The following is a 19,239-nucleotide window of genomic DNA, read 5'->3' on the forward strand; positions in this document are numbered from 1 at the left end:
CACGACGTATGTGGAACCTCGTAGTGAACTGCCTGCGTGCTTATCACGTATGGAAGTTCCTGCGAGACAGCTTCGATGACCTGTAAGGTCTGAGAAGTGGAGCCGCCTCGGTCAGTCCGAGGCGGCTTTTTGGTTTTCGGTCTGTCAGTTCAACCCTGAAGTGTGGCCTTCTTACGACTCGCCATCGCCGTCACCGCATAACCAATACACGCTGCCAGAATCGATCCGGTCAAAATCCCCATTCGGTCCTCACCTGCAAACTCACTGGCACCCGGCACAAACGCGAGCGAACCAACAAACAGGCTCATGGTAAAGCCGATCCCACACAGGATCGCCACACCAAACACCTGCCCCCAATTCGCCCCGCTGGGCAGGGCGGCGAGGCCGGTCTTGATAGCCAGCCAGGTGAGGCCAAACACACCCACGGTCTTGCCGATCAACAAACCGGCGGCGATGCCCATGGGCACGTGGTGGGTGAAGCTTTCCAGGCTGACGCCGGTCAGGGATACGCCGGCGTTGGCGAAGGCAAACAGCGGCAAGATGCCGTAGGCCACCCACGGGTGCAGGGCGTGTTCCAGCGTGAGCAGCGGCGAGGGCTCGGCGTTCTTGGTACGCATGGGGATGCAGAAGGCCAATGTCACACCGGCCAGCGTTGCATGCACGCCGCTCTTGAGTACGCAGACCCACAGGATCAGCCCAATGATCAGGTACGGCCCGAGCTTGATGACGCCCAGGCGGTTCATCGCAATCAAGGCAACCAAGCACGCACCCGCGCCAGCAAGGGCAGCGCCGGACAGGTCGGCGGAGTAGAACACCGCAATCACAATGATCGCGCCCAGGTCGTCAATGATCGCCAGGGTCATCAGGAACAGCTTCAGCGACACCGGCACGCGCTTGCCGAGCAAGGCCAGCACGCCGAGGGCGAAGGCAATGTCGGTGGCCATGGGGATCGCCCAGCCGGAGAGTGCGGCGGGGTAATCCTTGTTGATCGCCCAGTAGATCAGCGCCGGCACGACCATGCCGCCGATAGCCGCCGCGCCGGGCAGCACCACTTGCGAGGGCTTGGACAGGTGGCCGTCGAGCAGTTCACGCTTGACCTCCAGGCCGATCAGCAGGAAGAACAAGGCCATCAGGCCATCGTTGATCCACAGCAAGGCCGGCTTGGCGATTTTCAACGCGCCGACCTGTGCCACCACCGGTACGTCGAGAAACGCCTCGTACAGGTGCGACAAAGGTGAATTGTTGATGATCAACGCCAAGGCGGCAGCCGCGATCAATAACAGACCGCTGGCGGCTTCCAGCTGGAAGAAACGGGTAAAAGTGCTACGCAGAGGCAAGGGATGCTCTCCAATCCAGATTCAATAGGTGGGTACCCTAACCCGTACCGTTAGTTGTTAAAACAAAAGTTATATTCTTATTTGTTATAAGCAGCTGTTTGGCATGACGTTGCGTCTAAGCCTAGCAATTGTGTGTCCGATTGAGTCGGTACTGTATCTGTGTGACACGTAGGAAACCCCCTAAAATCAGGGCTTACACCTTCAGAGAAACCCTCCATGAGCGACCACCGTCCCTGGGCCCGCGAAGCCATTCGCATTATTGAAGCCGACTTCCAGCGCAGCGCCGACACGCACCTGATTCCCTTGCCGCTACCGGGGTTGCCGGGTATCGAGTTGTACTTCAAGGACGAGTCCAGCCACCCCACCGGCAGTCTCAAACACCGACTTGCCCGCTCGCTGTTTCTCTACGCGCTGTGTAACGGTTGGCTCAAGCCGGGCGCGCCGGTGATCGAGGCCTCCAGCGGTTCGACGGCAATTTCCGAAGCCTACTTCGCGCGCCTGCTTGGTTTGCCGTTTATTGCGGTGATGCCGGCCACCACTTCCCAGGAAAAAATCGCGCAGATTGCCTTCTACGGCGGCAAGAGCCACCTGGTACAGGATCCCACGCAGATCTACGCCGAATCCGAACGCCTGGCGCGGGAAAGTGGCGGTCACTTCATGGACCAGTTCACCTACGCCGAACGCGCCACCGACTGGCGGGCGAACAACAATATCGCCGAGTCGATCTTCCAGCAGATGCGCTTCGAGCAGCATCCGGAACCGAGCTGGTTGATCTCCAGCCCCGGCACTGGCGGCACCACCGCGACCCTTGGTCGTTATGTGCGTTATCGCCAGCACAGCACACGCGTGTTGTGCGCCGATGCCGAGCGATCGGTGTTCTTTGATTTCTACCAGAGTGGCGATGCGAGCTTGCGCCTGGACTGTGGTTCGCGCATCGAAGGCATTGGTCGGCCACGGGTCGAGGCGTCGTTTCTGCCCAAGGTGATCGATGCGATGGTCAAGGTGCCGGATGCGCTGTCGCTGGCGGCCATGCACTATCTGGCCGAGCGCTTGGGACGGCGGGTCGGTGGTTCCAGCGGGACCAACCTGGTCGGCGCTCTGGTGGCGGCGCAGCAAATGAAATCGGCGGGGGAGTCGGGTTCGATTGTGGCGATCTTGTGTGATGGCGGGGAGCGGTATGCCACGACTTACTACGATCAGGCCTGGCTCAACGCCCAGGGCTATGAATTGGCTGGGTTGATTGCGGCCGTTGCGGCCAGTGTCGAGCGGGGCGAGCCGTTGCCGGACAGCATCCTGCGCGCCAACATTTAATCGTGTAGGAGCCCGGCGAACCGGGCTCCTACAAGGGCATGTGTCAGGCTTCGATACCCAGCATATCCCGCGCCAACGCCTCGGCAATCCGAATCCCATCCACGCCTGCCGACAGAATCCCACCGGCATAACCGGCGCCTTCCCCGGCAGGGAACAGGCCTTTCACGTTCAGGCTCTGCATCGATTCGTTACGGGTGATCCGCAGCGGCGACGAAGTGCGTGTCTCAATACCCGTCAACACCGCGTCGTGCAGCGAGTAACCCTTGATCTGCTTTTCGAACGCCGGCAGGGCTTCACGGATCGCTTCGATGGCGAAGTCCGGCAAAGCCAGCGCCAAATCGCCCAGGGATACGCCCGGTTTGTAGGACGGTTCCACACTGCCGATCGCCGTCGACGGCTTGCCGGCGATGAAGTCACCCACCAACTGCGCCGGCGCCTCGTAGTTGCTACCGCCGAGGACGTAGGCGTGGGACTCCAGGCGCTCCTGCAACTCGATACCCGCCAGCGGGCCACCCGGATAATCCACCTCAGGGGTGATGCCGACCACGATGCCGGAGTTGGCATTGCGCTCGTTACGCGAGTACTGGCTCATGCCGTTGGTGACGACACGGCCTGGTTCGGAAGTCGCTGCGACCACGGTGCCGCCTGGGCACATGCAGAAGCTGTAGACCGAACGGCCGTTCTTGGCGTGGTGCACCAGCTTGTAGTCGGCCGCGCCGAGTTTCGGGTGGCCGGCGTATTTGCCCAGTCGCGCGGCGTCGATCAAGGATTGCGGGTGTTCGATACGGAAACCCACCGAGAACGGCTTGGCTTCCATGTACACACCACGGCCATGGAGCATGCGGAAGGTGTCGCGGGCGCTGTGGCCCAGCGCCAGGATCACGTGCTTGGACAGGATCTGCTCGCCGCCATCGACGACGACGCCGTTCAACTGGCCATCTTCGATCAGTACGTCGGTCACGCGCTGTTCGAAGCGCACTTCACCGCCGAGGGCGATGATCTGCTCGCGCATGTTCTCTACCACGCCGGTCAGGCGGAACGTACCGATGTGCGGCTTGCTGACGTAGAGGATCTCATCCGGTGCACCGGCCTTGACGAACTCGTGCAGGACTTTGCGGCCGTGGAACTTCGGGTCCTTGATCTGGCTGTACAGCTTGCCGTCGGAAAAGGTCCCGGCGCCCCCTTCACCGAACTGCACGTTGGACTCGGGGTTAAGCACGCTTTTGCGCCACAGGCCCCAGGTGTCCTTGGTGCGCTGGCGCACTTCCTTGCCGCGCTCAAGGATGATCGGCTTGAAGCCCATCTGCGCCAACAACAAGCCGGCGAAGATGCCGCACGGGCCGAAACCGACCACGATTGGACGCTCCGTCAGGCCTTCCGGCGCCTGGCCCACGACTTTGTAGCTGGCATCCGGCGCCGGGTTGACGTTGCGGTCATCGGCGAACTTGAGCAGCAGGGCGGCTTCGCCCTTCACGTTCAAGTCGATGGTGTAGATGAAGCACAGCTCCGAGGATTTCTTGCGGGCGTCGTAGCTACGCTTGAACAGGGTGAAATCGAGCAAGTCATCACTGGCGATGCCCAGGCGCTGCACGATGGCGGGCCGTAGGTCTTCTTCGGGATGGTCGATGGGCAGCTTGAGTTCGGTGATTCGTAACATGACAGGATCCGGTAGGCGGCGGGCTCGGAGGCCGGCTGTTTTGCAAACCGGCGATTATAAGCCCCAATGGCGGTTTCCCGTCATGTTAAAACAGCACGGCGTGGCGTCAGTCGTCGCGCGAACCGCCGAACGACGCACAACCGCGCTGCACCTGGCCGTTGACGCGCAGTTCGGCGGTCATGTGTTGCAGGCTGCCGCTGACCGGGTCGACGCAACGTTGCGGGGCTACCCATAACTCCACGTGCTGGTTGTTGGCCTCGGTCATCAGGTTGAAACGGCCGTCACCGATTTGTTCTTCTACATAAGGCACCGCCAGTGGCGGCTGGCCTTCGCGTTCCAGCACCAGGCCCTTGGCGGTGACGTTCATCACCCAGGTCGGCTTGTGGCCGTTGGCGCGCAGGATCATGCGTTTGAAGTCGGGGTCGTTGCAGGCCGAGGTCGACCGCTCGACGCGGTAGAGTTGTTGCAGGTCGACGCTGCCCTGGGTGCCACTGGCAACCCCGGAGAACTTACCGCGCAGGTCGGCAAACAACGCGCCTTGCTCGCCAGCAAGGGAGGCTGCCTCCTGCAGGATGCTGGTGCCGCCGGTGTCGTTGACCACGTAATTGCGTTTGTCGCTGCAGGGCTGGAACAGCAGTTTGCCGCCGACTGCCGTGAGTTCGCCCTGCATGCGGGTCAGTCCGGCGATAGAAGGCTTGGCCGGATCGTTATCGAACATCTGGCAGGCGCCAAACAGGGGAAACAAGGCAAGTAGAGCGAGGGTATGGGCGGCACGCATGGTCGGGTCTCCAGACAAGTGCCGTCACGTTACGCAGGCCTGCGCTGCATCACAAGTCCGGGACAGGGTTTGAGCCGCCTGCCCCGCAATGATGGGAAACGGCGCGTTGTTGTTTGAAACTTTTCCTACACTCAGGTTCGGAGAGTTGTGAGAGGGTCGACCTCTTTTGACCGGAGGTCGCCATGAATATCAAATGGAGCATCTGCATGCTGCTGCTGTGGGCAAATACTGGCTTTTCGGACGAGCCCGCCCGGCTTTCTTACTCGTCAGCCACTGACTTCACGGATATTTCGATGACGCTCAAGCGTGCTGGAAAGTCCGATTCGGCTTATGTCGACGTGGATGTCTCGCTGAGCCCAGAGGCGAAGGCAAGGACACAATCCATTACGCTGCTGGCCTACCAAAAGTACGTAACACTCTATGTAGACGGTTACCCGTTAAGCACGTCCAAGGTTCAAAGCCAGCTGGGCGGGGCGTTCAGGTTTTCCGCCCCGCGTGCGCTGGTGGTTGAATGGATGTCTCGGTTCTCACGTGAGGCGGTGGCCGCTCAACCCACGATGTAGGTCTGACCGGTTTGCAAGCCCTCGACGCTTTTTGCGTAGGCCAGTGCCACGTCGGCACCTGTCGCCGGTTTGAACCCGCGGAAGTACGGCGCGTAGCTGCCCATCGCCTCCAGCAGGACAGTCGGGCTCACCGAGTTGACGCGCAGCCCGCGCGGCAACTCGATCGCCGCGGCTTTGACGAAGGCATCGAGTGCGCCGTTGACCAGTGCCGCGGAGGCGCCGGTGCGGATTGGATCGCGGTTCAGAATGCCACTGGTGAAGGTGAATGAGGCGCCATCGTTGGCGTACTCGCGGCCGATCAACAGCAGGTTGACCTGGCCCATCAGCTTGTCGCGCAGGCCCAGTTCGAAATCGCTTTCGCTCATCTCACCCAGCGCCACAAAGTTCACGCTGCCTGCCGCACAGACCAGGGCATCGAACTTGCCGGTCTGTTCGAACAGCTTGCGGATCGACGCGCTGTCGCTGATATCCACTTGGAAGTCACCGCTGTTGCGGCCGATGCTGATCACGTCGTGACGCTGAGCCAGCTCTGCCTTGACCGCAGAGCCAACCGTGCCGCTGGCACCAATCAATAGGATTTTCATCGTGCTGTTCCTCCAAGGGGTAAGTGAGGATTCAGTCTAGTGTGGCTTTTTGGGCGGATAAACGTGCTAATAGGCAACCTTTGGTTTTCAAATGGAAACAATCCATGAGCGAGATGGATGATCTGGCGGCCTTCGCCGTGCTGATCGAAGCCGGTAGCTTTACCGTGGCCGCCGAGCAACTGGGCTGCAGCAAAGGGCAGTTGTCCAAGCGGATCAGCCAGTTGGAAGCGCGGTTTTCCGTGGTGCTGCTGCACCGCACCACGCGCAAGCTCAGCCTGACGGCCGCCGGCGCAGCGTTGCTGCCCCAAGCCCAGGCTTTGGTGGTGCAGGTGGATCGGGCCCGGCAGGCATTAGCCCGGCTTAAGGACGACCTGGCCGGACCGGTGCGCATGACAGTGCCGGTGTCGTTGGGGGAAACATTCTTCGACGGCTTGTTGCTGGAGTTTTCCAAAGAGTACCCGCAAGTGCAGATCGAGCTGGAGCTCAACAACAGCTACCGGGATCTGGCGCGGGACGGCTTTGACCTCGGCGTGCGCTCAGGTGCCATCGAGAACGAGCGCCTGGTGGCCAAACCATTGCTGGCCTGGCATGAGATGACCTGCGCCAGCCCGGCCTACCTCGAGCAGCACGGCGAGCCGCAGACCCCGGCCGACCTGGCAACCCACACCTGCCTGCTCAACAGCCATTACAGCGGGCGCGAAGAGTGGCTGTACCACCAGCAGCACGAATTGCTGCGGGTGCGGGTCAGCGGCACATTCGCCTCCAACCATTACAACCTGTTGAAAAAGGCCGCGCTGGTGGGCGCCGGTATCGCACGGCTGCCGTCCTATGTGCTTCCAGCAGAATTGGCTGACGGCCGCTTGCGTTGGCTCCTGCGCGAGTATCAGACGCGAAGCCTGCCGATGTACCTGGTGCATCCTTATCAGGGCGGTTTGCCGCGTCGCACCCAGGTGTTGGCCGATTACCTGGTGGATTGGTTCAAGCGCAGCGGCGAGGCGCTGGATCGGCTTTAAGCGCAGCGACGGGCGATCAGGTGATCGATGGACAGACGCCCCGGCCCTTTGGCCACGAGCAGCAACAGCAGCGCGATCCAGGTGCCATGGGTTGGGTAGGCGTCCGGGTAGACGAACAGCTGAATCACCAGAGTCATACCGATCAGGGCCAAGGCCGAGAAGCGCGTGGCGAACCCCACCAGGATCAACACCGGGAAAAAATGTTCGGCGAATGCGGCCATGTGCGCCGCGATTTCCGGCGACAACAGCGGCACGTGGTATTCGCTGCGAAACAGCGGCAATGTCGAAGCCGCCAGTTTCGGTGCACCTAGTTGGAAGGTGCCGCTGATCAAATCAATCGCGAAGCCTTCGACTTTGGTTTGCCCGGATTTCCAGAACACGGCTGCAATGGAGAAGCGTGCGAGAAAGGCGATCAGGCTGTAGGGAATCTGTTCGAAAAGCGCGATAACCCGATTGATCAGGCACGATGGACGAGTATTCATGGCGATACCTTTTGTTCTGGTTGCAAATGGGTGATTGCGTTGTGGCTGATCAACAGCGTCAGGCATTGGTGCAGATCGAACTCGGTGGACGTTTCAAGCGCCTGCTCCACGGCTTTTTCCAAGGGCGTGCCATGGGCCAGGCTGTCGATAAACGCGACTGAGCCGTGGTCGATAGCAAACACCTGAACGTCCAGGCCCTGACGCATGACCAGCGCACCCTGGGCGTGCCAGGGATTCAACGTGGCCAGGCCACCCTCGGTCTGGTGCGCGGCCCACACGGCCACCACCGCATAGGCTGAATTCAAGGTGGCCAGGGAGGGATGCAGTTGCAGGCGCAGTTTCCCCAGGTCTGCCTGGCCTTGCAGTGCCAGGAGAACCGTCTGCTGGTCCAGCGGCTGGGTATCCGCTGCGTGATAGGCACGCACACGCAAGCGTTCCAGGCGCGCGACATCCGCCAGGTAGGGCACGCTGGCGGCAGGCTCGAAATCCTGGATAAACGCCGCGAACGCACTGCCGTACTCGCTGATCAACGGGCTGGTGGGTGGGCAAACCTGTACAAACAGGCCAGCCATTGCTCGGAAGAACTCATCGCCCACCAGTTGCAATGTCACGGGATATGCGGTCGCCAGTGCGTTGATCAATGAGCTGTGCACATTATTGCGATACACCACGAAGCGGCTGGCGGGGTCGGCGCCATTGGTGCTGAATAGGCCCTCGGGGCAGGCCAGGTCCGGCGCCAATAAGGCCTCGGCGAAATCGTCGTGCAGGCTCATGCTTTCACCTTCGACAGATGCCATTCGGCTTGTTGAGCCTCGGCCAGCAGTACGCTGAACGCTGGCACCTGGTTGTCCCGCTCGATCAAAGTCGCCACTGAGCCGACCTGTGTCAGTACCTTTTCGTACAGCTGCCACACGGCGTTATCAATCGGTGCGCCGTGATCATCGATCAGCAGGCGATCACCAAGGCTGTCAGTGTCTTCGGCAAAACCGGCCAGATGAATCTCGCCCACCGCGTGCAATGGCAACGCGTCGAGGTAGGCAAGTGGATCGCGCTGGTGGTTGATGCACGACACATAGACGTTGTTTACATCCAGCAGCAAACCACAGCCAGTGCGGCGGATGACTTCGCTGATGAAGTTTGTCTCGTCCAGGGTAGAGCGCTGGAATTGCAGATAAGTCGACGGGTTTTCCAGCAGCATCGGGCGCTTGAGCGTGCTTTGCACCTGGTCAACGTGTTCGCACACCCGTTGCAGGGTCGCGCTGTCGTAGGCCAGGGGCAGCAGGTCATTGAGAAACACCGGGCCGTGACTTGACCAGGCCAGGTGTTCGGAAAAAGAGTGGGGTTGGTAGCGTTCGATCAGCGCGGCCAACCGTGCCAGGTGCTCACGGTCCAGCGGGTCTTCGCCGCCGATGGACAGGCCCACGCCGTGCAAGGACAGCGGGTACTGCTCGCGGATCAACCCCAGGTAATGATGAAACGGGCCGCCGGCCACCATGTAGTTTTCGGCGTGCACTTCAAAAAAACCGATGTCGGGCGAGGTCTCCAGCACTTCAAGGAAATGCTCATGCTTGAGCCCCAGCCCGGCCCGGCGGGGAAGGCCGGGCGCCTGAGCCTGGGAGACGGCTTGCAGGGATGAAAGGGTCATCATCAGTACTCAGGTTTTACGAGGTTTCAGGACTTGGCGGTGAAGGCTGCTTCCTGGCCGAAACCGGTGGGCGAGGTGGAGCTTGGGGTCTTGAGGCAGGTGCCGGCTGGGACCAGTTTCCAAGCGTTGGCTTGATCCTTGGTTTTCGAGGTGCCAGCGCAGGAAGTGCCTGCACCCGCGGCGCAATCGTTCTTGCCAGCTTCTGCGACGCCGAAACATTTCTGCATGTCGTCGGCAGCGTGGGCGGTGGTGGTCAGGGCGGACAGGCTCAGGGCGGAACCGAGGGCCAGAACGAGGGTGGCGGCGGACAGTTTGGTCGTCATGGTGTATCTCCAGCAGTAGGTTGAGGTGGCAGGCTTACATGCCTGCTTACACCTCTAGAGACGGTACGGAGAAAATCGTTACAAGCGCGTAGGGAAAATCTTTTATTTTTCCCAAAAAAATGAGGAGCTGGTTTCCCAGCTCCTCTGATGGCTTTCATCAAGGGCCTTTTATCAGCCGCCCAGATACGCCTCGCGCACCTTCGGATCGGTCAGCAACTGCTCGCCCGTCCCCTGCATCACTACCCGGCCGTTTTCCAGCACATAGGCACGGTCAGCGATTTTCAGCGCCTGGTTGGCGTTCTGCTCCACCAGGAACACCGTCACACCGTCCTTGCGCAGCTGTTCGATGATGTCGAAGATCTGCTGGATGATGATCGGTGCCAGGCCCAGTGAAGGTTCGTCCAACAGCAACAGCTTGGGTTTGCTCATCAGCGCCCGGCCGATGGCGAGCATCTGCTGCTCGCCGCCGGACATGGTGCCGCCGCGCTGGCTGAAGCGCTCCTTGAGCCGAGGGAACAGGTGCAGCACCTTGTCCATCTGCTCCTGGTAATCGCCCTTGTCGGTGAAGAACCCGCCCATGGCCAGGTTCTCTTCCACGGTCAGGCGCGAGAACACACGACGGCCTTCCGGCACCACCGCAATGCTCTTGCGCATGATCTGTGAGGATTGCTGACCCACCAGTTCTTCACCCATGTAGCGGATGCTGCCACTGTGGGCCTGGGGCGAACCGCACAGGGTCATCAACAGGGTCGATTTGCCGGCACCGTTGGCGCCGATCAGCGTGACGATCTCACCCTGACGCACTTCGACGTTGACGCTGTGCAGGGCCTGGATCTTGCCGTAGAAAGTGGAAACGTTTTCGAATTGCAGCATTTTACGCTTCCCCCAAATAGGCTTTGATCACTTCAGGATTGTCGCGGATCTGCTCCGGCGTCCCGTCGGCCAAAGGCGTGCCCTGGTTGATCACCACGATGTGGTCGGAAATGCTCATGACCAGTTTCATGTCGTGTTCAATCAACAACACCGTGGCGTTGTTTTCCTCACGCAACACGCTGATCAGCGCCTTGAGGTCTTCGGTTTCCTTGGGGTTCAGGCCGGCCGCGGGTTCGTCGAGCATGAGGATCCGCGGGCGGGTCATCATGCAGCGGGCGATTTCCAGGCGACGTTGCTGACCGTAGGCCAGGGTGCCGGCTGGGCGGTTGGCAAACTCGGTCAGGTTGACCTTGTCCAGCCAGTACTCGGCGTACTCCATGGCCTCGCGCTCGCTCTTGCGGAACGCCGGGGTCTTGAACAGGCCTGCGAAGAAGTTGGTGTTCAGGTGTCGGTGCTGGGCAATCAGCAGGTTCTCGACCGCCGTCATGTCCTTGAACAACCGCACGTTCTGGAACGTCCGCACCACACCCTTGCGGGCGATTTCGTGACCGGCCAGGCCCTGGATCGGCTGGCCGTCCAGCAGGATGCTGCCACCGCTCGGCTTGTAGAAACCGGTGAGGCAGTTGAACACCGTGGTCTTGCCGGCGCCGTTGGGGCCGATCAACGCTACCACTTGTTTCTCTTTCACGGTCAGGGCCACGCCGTTGACCGCCAGCAAGCCGCCGAAGCGCATGCTCAGATTTTCGACTTTCAGGATCTCGCGGCTCATTTGCGCAGCTCCATGTGTGGACGTTGCATGGGCAGCAGGCCTTGAGGACGCCAGATCATCATCAGCACCATCATGGCGCCGAACATCAACATGCGGTATTCGCTGAACTCACGCATCATTTCCGGCAGCAGGATCATCACGATCGCCGCCAGGATCACGCCCAGTTGCGAGCCCATGCCACCCAGTACCACGATGGCGAGGATGATCGCCGACTCGATGAAGGTGAACGACTCCGGCGTCACCAGGCCTTGGCGAGCGGCGAAGAAGCTGCCGGCGAAACCGGCAAACGTTGCCCCGAGGGTAAATGCCGAAAGCTTGATGACTGTCGGGTTCATGCCCAGTGCACGGCAGGCGATTTCATCTTCACGCAGCGCTTCCCACGCACGGCCGATGGGCATGCGCAGCAGGCGGTTGATCACGAACAGGGCAGCCAGTGCCAGCAGCAACGCCACCAGGTACAGGAACACCACTTTGCTCACCGGGTTGTAGTCGATCCCGAAGTACTCGTGGAAGGTCTGCATGCCTTCTGCGGCGCTACGGTCGAACGTCAGCCCGAAGAAGGTCGGCTTGGGGATGCTGCTGATGCCGTTGGGGCCGCCGGTGATGTCGGTGAGGTTACGCAGGAACAGACGGATGATTTCACCGAAACCCAGGGTCACGATCGCCAGGTAGTCACCGCGCAGGCGCAACACCGGGAAGCCCAGCAGGAAGCCGAACGTAGCCGCCGCCATGCCCGCCAAAGGCAGGCAGATCCAGAAGCCCCAGCCCAGGTAGTGCGAGAGCAGCGCGTAGGTGTAGGCACCCACCGCGTAGAAGCCCACGTAACCCAGGTCGAGCAAGCCGGCCAGGCCCACCACAATGTTCAGGCCCAGGCCCAGCAACACGTAGATCAGGATCAGGGTGGCGATGTCGACCGCACCGCGCGAGCCGAAGAACGGCCAGATCAACGCGGCCACGATCAGGCCGATGATGATGTAGCGCTGGGTACGCGGCAGGGTCAGGAATTGGCTGACCTTGGGCGATACCAACGGGCCACGGTTGCCCTTGAACAGGGCGCCGACCTGCTGGGTGAACAGCACGCGCAGGAACATCAGCACCGAACACAGGGCGATGATGGTCAGGGTCACGGGACCGGTGCCATGCACTTCCAGGTTGATGCCGACAATGCTCAGCTTGAGGCCGAGTACCGGAAAGGCCACGGCCCATACCAGCAAGGCGCTGAAAAACGCCGATTTAAGATATCTGCTCATACTTTCTCAACCTCCGGACGGCCCAGGATGCCGGTCGGACGGAACAACAGCACCAGAACCAACAGGCCGAACGCCACGACGTCCTTGTACTGGTCGCCGAAGATATCGGCGCCAAAGGCTTCGGCCACACCCAGCACCAGGCCACCGAGCATCGCGCCCGGGATACTGCCGATGCCGCCCAAAACCGCCGCAGTAAAGGCCTTGAGGCCTACCAGGAAACCGGCGTTGGGGTTGATCACGCCGTACTGCATGCTCAGCAGCACCGCCGCAACGGCAGCCAGTGCGGCACCGATCACGAAGGTCAGGGCGATGATGTTGTTGGTGTTGATGCCCAGCAGGTTGGCCATCTTGATGTCTTCGGCGCAAGCCCGGCAGGCGCGCCCCAGACGGGAGCGAGAGATGAACAGGGTCAGGCCCAGCATCGCCACCAGGGTGACGACAAAGACCAGGATCTGCATGTACGAAATCAGCACTTCTTGTGCGCCACCTGGGCCGAAGGAGATGCTCCCCGGGATCAGGTTGGGAATGGACTTGTCCTTGGAGTCCTGGGACAGCAATACGGTGTTCTGCAGGAAAATCGACATGCCGATGGCGGAAATCAGCGGGATCAGACGGTTGCTGCCACGCAAGGGACGATACGCAACGCGCTCGATACTGTAGCCATAGGCACTGGTCACGACGATCGACGCCAGGAACGCGGCGGTCATCAACAGCGGCAGGGAGTGGATACCCATCATGGCCAACCCGGCAAGGGCGATAAAGGCCACGTAGGAACCAATCATGTACACCTCGCCATGGGCGAAGTTGATCATTCCAATGATGCCGTAAACCATTGTGTAGCCAATGGCTATCAAGGCATAGGTGCTGCCAATGGTCAGGCCATTAACCAGCTGTTGGAAAAAATGATAGATCTCAGGCATTACAGCGCTCCTAAAAACCCGATACGCATTTCACTGGTGGAGTCATTTCCGGCCTGTGCCCTGTTCTGTGACCAGGTTGCACAAAGCGTTTGCCAGCGAACCGCTGGTGACGGTTTTAAGATTTTCAGGTGAGCCAGCGCCCGGATCGCGGGTGACAGGCCCATAAACCTCGTAAAACAAAGCCCACTGCTCTCACAGTGGGCTTGTTGGACCAGTAACGCCTGGCTTACTGAGGGGAAACTTCGGTTTTTGGTTTACCGAAGTGCCATTCGTAGACCACGAATTTGAAGTCCTTCAGGTCGCCCTTGGCGTCGAAGCTCAGATCGCCGGTAGGGGTCTTGAAGGTGCCCGCGTGAATGGCGGCTGCCACTTTGGCGGTGTCTTCGCTCTTCGCAGCGGCAATACCGCCGGCGATCACTTCGATGGCCGAGTAGGCTGGGAACACGAACGGACCGGTTGGGTCCTGCTTGTTCTTGGCGAACTCTTCAACGATGGCTTTGTTGGCCGGGTCGGTGTCGAAGGATTTAGGCAGGGTTACCAGCAGGCCTTCGGAAGCGCCCTGGGCGATTTGCGAGATGGAGTCGTTGCCGACGCCTTCCGGGCCCATGAACTTGGCGTTCAGGCCTTTTTCCTTGGCTTGGCGCAGGATCAGGCCCAGCTCAGGGTGGTAGCCGCCGTAGTAGACGAAGTCGACGTTGGCTTGCTTGAGTTTCTGGATGATCGAGGAGAAGTCTTTGTCGCCGGCGTTCAGACCTTCGAAGACGGCAACCTTGGTGCCTTTCTTCTCGAGGGTTTGTTTAACGGCGGTGGCGATGCCTTCACCGTATTGCTGCTTGTCGTGCAGGACGGCAACGATCTTCGGCTTCACGTGGTCGGCGATGTAGTTGCCGGCGGCCGGGCCTTGGGCGCTGTCCAGGCCGATGGTGCGGAAGATCAGCTTGTAGCCACGGGCGGTGATTTCCGGGCTGGTGGCAGCCGGAGTAATCATGATCACGCCTTCGTCTTCATAGATGTCGGAGGCAGGTTGAGTGGAGCTGGAGCAGAGGTGACCGACCACGAACTTGACGCCGTCGTTGACCACTTTGTTGGCGACGGCAACGGCTTGTTTAGGATCGCAAGCGTCGTCGTATTCCTTGGCCTCAAGCATCTTGCCGTCTACGCCGCCCTTGGCGTTGATGTCGGCGATGGCTTGCTTGGCACCCATGAATTGCATGTCGCCGTATTGCGTCACTGGACCGGTCTTAGGCCCTGCGATACCGATCTTGATGGTGTCGGCTGCGAACGAATGGCCGGCAACCCCAGCCAGGACCATAGCGGCAAACAGTTTGGAAATCTGCTTAGTAGCCTTATTCATAGTGCTCCACTCTTACTGTTGTATTTTTTATAGTTCTAGCGGCCTTGTGAGCTGCAGAACCGGATCAGATATCTCGGATATCCCCCCGGCAGTGCCCTGGCAACTGTACCGGTACAGTGTAGAGCGCCGGTTGATCGCTTGAAAAGCTGGCTGCTGGGGGCAAAACCCGGGTATGTCGCTTAAATGAAAGAAAAAGACAGAATTGCGGCGGGGTGATGCCAGAGTTTCGGGCAATCCTTGGCTTTCCTGACACTTTCTCTCGGTGACTCATTTGCAACTGGGTTTTTCTACCAGGGCCACGACGTTATGATTGCGCCGTTTTTTACTCAGGTGAATTCCCATGACGCAAGAACCTAGCACCCTCTATGCCAAGCTGCTTGGTGAAACCGCCGAAATATCCTGGAAGGAGCTTGAGCCGTTCTTTGCCAAGGGTGCCCTATTGTGGGTCGACGCTGGCCTGGATTTGATCGAAGCCGCCGAGGGAATGGCCGAGGACAACCGCGACAAAGTCGCTGCCTGGCTGGCCTCTGGCAGCCTGGGCGAAGTGTCTGCGACGCGGGCGCTGGACCTGGTTGAGCGCGATCCGAGCCTGTGGGCCGTGGTGGTTTCGCCGTGGATCCTGATCCAGGAAAGGGCGGTGGCTTCCAAGTAGGCACTGAAACGGTGCGTGAATTTCAGGTTTGAAAGTGTGTAGCGGGGTAACCGCTGGCGCCGTGATGGCATCTTGCCGTGAAGAAAGGTCACAGCTCAGGGTGACGCGCACGTCATGGGAACAGTTTTTCCATGGCTGACAGCGGGGAAGAATTGTTTCCCGGTGTTTGAAAAGCCTGGCGATTGTCGGATCTTGGCAGTAGGAAGACATGGAATTCCGGTAAAGTGCGCAGCCTGTCACCCGGAGCCCATCATGCCGTCTACGCTGCCCCCCTCAGCGAAACCCTCGCACCAGCTGCTCTACCTTATCTACGGTAAACAAGACGTTTACCGGCGTGAGGCCAAATTCAGCATGCTCACTGCCTTGGCACGGCTCAAGCCGGGTGAGTCATTGTGTATCCGGGTCATGACCGATCGTCCGCAGGATTTTATCGGCTGGCCGGTGGAAACCATCGAGCTGGACGAGCAGACCCTGATCCAATGGCAGGGCGACAACGGTTACCTGCACCGGCGCAAGGCCTGTGCGATCGCCCAAGGCTTGACGCTGGCGGACACCACGCTGTTCGTCGACACCGACACGCTGTTCCTCAAGTCGCCCCATCGCGTCTTCGAACTCATCGGCTCGGGCCAGTATGTGATGGACGAATTCGAGTACGACTGGAGCTATGTCTGCAAACGCCCGGACTACCTCAAGCTGGGCCAGCACCTGCATGCCCACGGCATTTCTGCCAGCAACAGTTTCAAGCTCTACAACAGTGGCCTGTGCGGCGTGCGCGCCAGCGACTGCGCGTTGCTCAAGACCGCGATTGGCCTGATCGACGAGTGGACGCAGGGTTCATTCGACATTCACACCATCGAGCAAGTCGCGATTTCCTTCGCGATGCGTGGCAAGAAGGTGCGCGAGGCCAGGAAGTTCGTTCATCACTATTACGCCGAAAAGCGCTTCTTCCACGCCATGCAGGCGCATTTTTTCAGCCTGCATGGCGAAACCTTCAGTCCTGAGTTGGTGGCGCGTTGCCTGGAGGTGCCGCAGGTCAAGCCCGTGCCATCAGCCTGGCAACGGTTGCTTATCAAATGGAAGCTGCGCAATCAGCGCAAACACCTGAAAAGGGTCGGGCGCGACCTGCTCTACGGCAGCGCGGCGCCTGAGAACCCCTATTACGAGGTGTGTCGCCAGGGTTGGTGGGAATCGGCCTCGCGTGAAATCCGCGATTGGGATGAGGCAGAGCAGAACAAGTTCTTCGGTTCGAGCCAAGCCGGCTGGCCCCAGCAACTGCCCCGGCCGATGAAGTCTGCGGACGAACAAGCCATCGTCGACTACCTGCACCAACGAAGAACCTGATGAGCCTGCGACGGCGCCCAGAAGCGCCGTCGCATGGCTTCAGGCGGTCTTGCCAGTGTGGTTATTCAACGAAATAACCTTGGTCTTACCGATGCGGTGGCGGTAGATCTCGCGCAGGTACTTGATCGCCTTCTTGACGCAATCCCGTGACAGGCGAATGTCATTGATCGACACGAATTTCTCTTTGTCGTTGATCAGCTCGCGGTACTTCTTCTCATACATCGGCTTGATCGCGTACCAGTTGGTATCGAGGATCTTCGCCGGGTTTTCGAACTCGTTGAGCAGCTCGTCGATACGGTCTTCGTCGAAGTCCTCGTGGATGATGAAATCCAGGATCGAGTTATCCAGGGTGTCATCGAACCGGTAGGGGTTGCGCGCAAAGCAGCGTTTGATAAACGCCACGATCAAGGTAAGGAAGTCATCCGACAGGCACGGGCTTTTGGCGATCAGCGTGGTCAGCGACAGGTTGGCAGAGGCACCGATCACCAGGGCATAGCGCTTGAGCGTGGTGTTGGGGAACAGGCTGTTGAGGTGGGTCTTGAGCCGGTTCAGGTCCATGTAGGACAGCTTGTAGTCCTTGGGCAACGAAACAATCGACACCACCGACGAGCAGTTCTTGAAGAAATGCAGGTCATGCAATGCGGCCGCGTCGTAGCCCGAATTCTTGTACTGCTCCAGCGACGCCTTGTAGCGCTTGGATTCGATCGGCAGCAGGCTGATGCCTTCGATAGCCTGGGTGACCTTGTTGAAGTGCGGCAGGTCGATGGAGCGGAAGAACAGGTCATCGATGTTCAGGCGCTGCGGCTCTTTCTCGAATACCTTGAACTTGTCGCTCGACGGCGCCGGGGTTTCCGGCACGACGGACTCGGCGTAGGCAATCGCCACCGGGCCGGCCAGGCTCATGAACAGGTCGTTGGCATCCAGGCGGATGGTTTCGCCGATGTCGATCCCGGCGCGCCGGAAGTAGTTCTGGTCGTAGTCGGTGGTCACCGCCTGGGCCGTGAGGATGTTGAAAATCTGCTGGGAAATGTACTGGTTGGCGTGTTTTTCCATGGCATTGACGTCAATGTTCTGGATGTTGCCGTCATCGCTTTCTTCGGCATAACGCATGATGTCGTTGGAGATCAGCATCATCGCGTTCCACGGCCGGATACGCCCCTTCACGCTGGCTTCGCTGCTGTCTTCATTGGCGAAGTTGTACGAGAAGTCCCATTCTTCCGACAGGTATTTGCACAGCAGACGCCCGGCGTTGATGTGCAGCGCCTCGGACATTTCGCTGCGGTGGTCGGAAATGTTCGGCAGCACGCAAATGCCGCTGGTGAAGATCGGCTCGAACACGAAGGCATGGCCGCTTTTGCTGTCGTGCTCATCGGCGGGCTTGGTGTCGAACGTTTTGTTCATGTACGAGTGCTGCTGGGCCAGGCCGAACTCCGAGGCCATGCCCGAGCCGGTGCCACCGCCAGCGCTGAAGATCGAGAAGTACAGGCGTGACTGGTTGGCCTTGATGCCGCACGAGTCGATCAGGTACGAGTGGATCATCTTCCAGTCAGGGCTGGAAAAACGCTGGGTATCTTTATTGAGGATGATCTTGGCCAGGTACTGGCCAAGGATCGGCGCGTTACCGGCGCCACCGGCATGGACTTCCGACAGGTCCATGATTTTCATCTTGCTGTAGTCGCGCAAAAAGCCGCTTTTTTCGCCTTTGCGCGAGAAACGGATGCGCCCGGCGATGTCCTTGTCCAAGTCGCCGAGCATCACCAGCGGCTCCACCAGGAACACCGGTTTGCTGGCCTTGCCGCTGCCCAGGCGCAGGTTGTTGCGGATCCACTGGGCGGGGCTGTAGCCCTTGTCCTGCGACTTGTCTTCGTTGCTGAATTCGTTCAGGTAGAACTTGCGCGCGTTGTACACCAGTTCCGCCACGTCGAGCGCGATGTTCGAACCGCAACGGCCCAGGCCGATCAGGCACACCGAGGGGAATTCCTGCTCGTTGCGCGGATCGTTGTCGCCTTCCAGATGGGGCGGGCGGGGGAACACCATGTCGCGCAGGCCATCGAGGTTGTCGAGGATGCGGTCGGTATTGGTTTCGGTGAAGTACAGGTATTGCTGGGTGGCCAGCGGGCGGGCGGTGCTCAATGACTGTGAACCTGAGGGTTTTTCCGCAGGAGCTGGGAGCAACACGTCGGATACCACGGTGGCAGAGTTATTTTTAGAAGTCATTGTGCGCCATGTGCCTGGGCGGATGGCTGGAAAACATCAAAAGGCCATCACGGAATGGGAGTTCGCGACTTTACAGTGCGTCCTTGTCCTGGGCGAGTGGGCTAAACCCTAGTGTTTTCGGGGAAAACCTGGCCGGACTCTGATGAATCGGCCGTTCGTCGGCGTTCTTT

Annotated in this window: 19 protein-coding genes; 5 read left to right on the forward strand and 14 right to left on the reverse strand. The window is 59.8% G+C overall.

Annotation, left to right across the window (positions count from 1 at the left end):
* Window positions 1-149 precede the first annotated feature (149 nt).
* Window positions 150-1,337 (reverse strand): Na+/H+ antiporter NhaA, encoded by a 1,188-nt coding sequence (gene nhaA, locus HX812_RS09485; RefSeq protein WP_038849732.1) that lies wholly within the window; start codon window positions 1,335-1,337, stop codon window positions 150-152.
* Window positions 1,338-1,553: 216 nt separating this feature from the next.
* Here nhaA and HX812_RS09490 point away from each other — a divergent pair, with 216 nt between their 5' ends.
* Window positions 1,554-2,648 carry a PLP-dependent cysteine synthase family protein gene (locus HX812_RS09490; protein ID WP_038849734.1) on the forward strand — a complete coding sequence of 365 codons (1,095 nt, stop codon included), beginning with the start codon at window positions 1,554-1,556 and terminating at the stop codon, window positions 2,646-2,648.
* A gap of 43 nt (window positions 2,649-2,691) precedes the next feature.
* Here the strand turns inward: HX812_RS09490 and HX812_RS09495 are convergent, their stop codons facing one another.
* The gene (locus HX812_RS09495) at window positions 2,692-4,305 is read right to left on the reverse strand and encodes an NAD(P)/FAD-dependent oxidoreductase (RefSeq protein ID WP_038849735.1); all 1,614 of its coding nucleotides are present in this window, start codon (window positions 4,303-4,305) and stop codon (window positions 2,692-2,694) included.
* Window positions 4,306-4,411: 106 nt separating this feature from the next.
* A complete protein-coding gene (locus HX812_RS09500; protein ID WP_038849737.1) occupies window positions 4,412-5,083 on the reverse strand; it encodes a COG3650 family protein in 672 nt (223 codons plus the stop codon).
* 182 nt (window positions 5,084-5,265) lie between these two features.
* Here HX812_RS09500 and HX812_RS09505 point away from each other — a divergent pair, with 182 nt between their 5' ends.
* On the forward strand, window positions 5,266-5,646 hold the full coding sequence (locus HX812_RS09505; protein WP_050572485.1) for a hypothetical protein: 381 nt from the start codon (window positions 5,266-5,268) through the stop codon (window positions 5,644-5,646).
* On the opposite strand, the gene HX812_RS09510 is transcribed toward HX812_RS09505, so the two are convergent.
* Window positions 5,631-6,230, reverse strand: coding sequence for a short chain dehydrogenase (locus HX812_RS09510; RefSeq protein ID WP_038849739.1), 600 nt, complete (start codon window positions 6,228-6,230; stop codon window positions 5,631-5,633). The two genes, HX812_RS09505 and HX812_RS09510, sit on opposite strands and share 16 nt — an antisense overlap.
* Before the next feature lie 104 nt (window positions 6,231-6,334).
* Here HX812_RS09510 and HX812_RS09515 point away from each other — a divergent pair, with 104 nt between their 5' ends.
* Window positions 6,335-7,243, forward strand: a complete 909-nt coding sequence (locus HX812_RS09515) for a LysR family transcriptional regulator (protein WP_038849741.1) — start codon at window positions 6,335-6,337, stop codon at window positions 7,241-7,243.
* Here the strand turns inward: HX812_RS09515 and HX812_RS09520 are convergent.
* The 9 genes from HX812_RS09520 to HX812_RS09560 all read right to left on the reverse strand — a co-directional run bounded on the left by HX812_RS09520 (window position 7,240) and on the right by HX812_RS09560 (window position 14,859).
* Window positions 7,240-7,725, reverse strand: coding sequence for a DoxX family protein (locus HX812_RS09520; RefSeq protein ID WP_038849743.1), 486 nt, complete (start codon window positions 7,723-7,725; stop codon window positions 7,240-7,242). The two genes, HX812_RS09515 and HX812_RS09520, sit on opposite strands and share 4 nt — an antisense overlap.
* Window positions 7,722-8,498, reverse strand: a complete 777-nt coding sequence (locus HX812_RS09525) for a DNA-binding domain-containing protein (RefSeq protein WP_038849745.1) — start codon at window positions 8,496-8,498, stop codon at window positions 7,722-7,724. The genes HX812_RS09520 and HX812_RS09525 overlap by 4 nt, the downstream gene beginning before the upstream one ends.
* Complete coding sequence (locus tag HX812_RS09530) at window positions 8,495-9,373, reverse strand: DUF692 domain-containing protein (protein ID WP_038849747.1); 879 nt, start codon at window positions 9,371-9,373, stop codon at window positions 8,495-8,497. Before HX812_RS09530 ends, HX812_RS09525 begins: the two co-directional genes overlap by 4 nt.
* Window positions 9,374-9,396: 23 nt before the next feature.
* Entirely contained in the window at window positions 9,397-9,693 is a 297-nt protein-coding gene (locus tag HX812_RS09535) for a DUF2282 domain-containing protein (RefSeq protein WP_012722651.1), read from the reverse strand.
* A gap of 171 nt (window positions 9,694-9,864) precedes the next feature.
* The gene (locus tag HX812_RS09540) at window positions 9,865-10,566 is read right to left on the reverse strand and encodes an ABC transporter ATP-binding protein (RefSeq protein ID WP_010212366.1); all 702 of its coding nucleotides are present in this window, start codon (window positions 10,564-10,566) and stop codon (window positions 9,865-9,867) included.
* A 1-nt stretch (window position 10,567) separates the two neighbouring features.
* Window positions 10,568-11,335: a high-affinity branched-chain amino acid ABC transporter ATP-binding protein LivG gene (gene livG, locus HX812_RS09545; protein ID WP_016975067.1), complete on the reverse strand. Its 768-nt coding sequence runs from the start codon at window positions 11,333-11,335 to the stop codon at window positions 10,568-10,570.
* On the reverse strand, window positions 11,332-12,585 hold the full coding sequence (locus tag HX812_RS09550; protein WP_016975068.1) for a high-affinity branched-chain amino acid ABC transporter permease LivM: 1,254 nt from the start codon (window positions 12,583-12,585) through the stop codon (window positions 11,332-11,334). Before HX812_RS09550 ends, livG begins: the two co-directional genes overlap by 4 nt.
* Window positions 12,582-13,505, reverse strand: a complete 924-nt coding sequence (livH, locus tag HX812_RS09555; protein ID WP_028619257.1) for a high-affinity branched-chain amino acid ABC transporter permease LivH — start codon at window positions 13,503-13,505, stop codon at window positions 12,582-12,584. Before livH ends, HX812_RS09550 begins: the two co-directional genes overlap by 4 nt.
* Before the next feature lie 226 nt (window positions 13,506-13,731).
* Window positions 13,732-14,859: a branched-chain amino acid ABC transporter substrate-binding protein gene (locus HX812_RS09560; RefSeq protein ID WP_016975069.1), complete on the reverse strand. Its 1,128-nt coding sequence runs from the start codon at window positions 14,857-14,859 to the stop codon at window positions 13,732-13,734.
* Between the two features lie 340 nt (window positions 14,860-15,199).
* On the opposite strand from HX812_RS09560, the gene HX812_RS09565 reads away from it, so the two are divergent.
* Window positions 15,200-15,511, forward strand: coding sequence for a DUF2288 domain-containing protein (locus tag HX812_RS09565; RefSeq protein WP_038849750.1), 312 nt, complete (start codon window positions 15,200-15,202; stop codon window positions 15,509-15,511).
* Window positions 15,512-15,763: 252 nt separating this feature from the next.
* A complete protein-coding gene (locus tag HX812_RS09570; RefSeq protein WP_038849752.1) occupies window positions 15,764-16,852 on the forward strand; it encodes a hypothetical protein in 1,089 nt (362 codons plus the stop codon).
* Window positions 16,853-16,891: 39 nt separating this feature from the next.
* On the opposite strand, the gene HX812_RS09575 is transcribed toward HX812_RS09570, so the two are convergent.
* A complete protein-coding gene (locus HX812_RS09575) occupies window positions 16,892-19,069 on the reverse strand; it encodes a hypothetical protein (RefSeq protein WP_038849754.1) in 2,178 nt (725 codons plus the stop codon).
* Window positions 19,070-19,239 lie beyond the last annotated feature (170 nt).

It is taken from the genome of Pseudomonas sp. IPO3749 (genome assembly GCF_013386605.1).
Taxonomy (GTDB): Bacteria; Pseudomonadota; Gammaproteobacteria; order Pseudomonadales; family Pseudomonadaceae; genus Aquipseudomonas; species Aquipseudomonas azotoformans_A.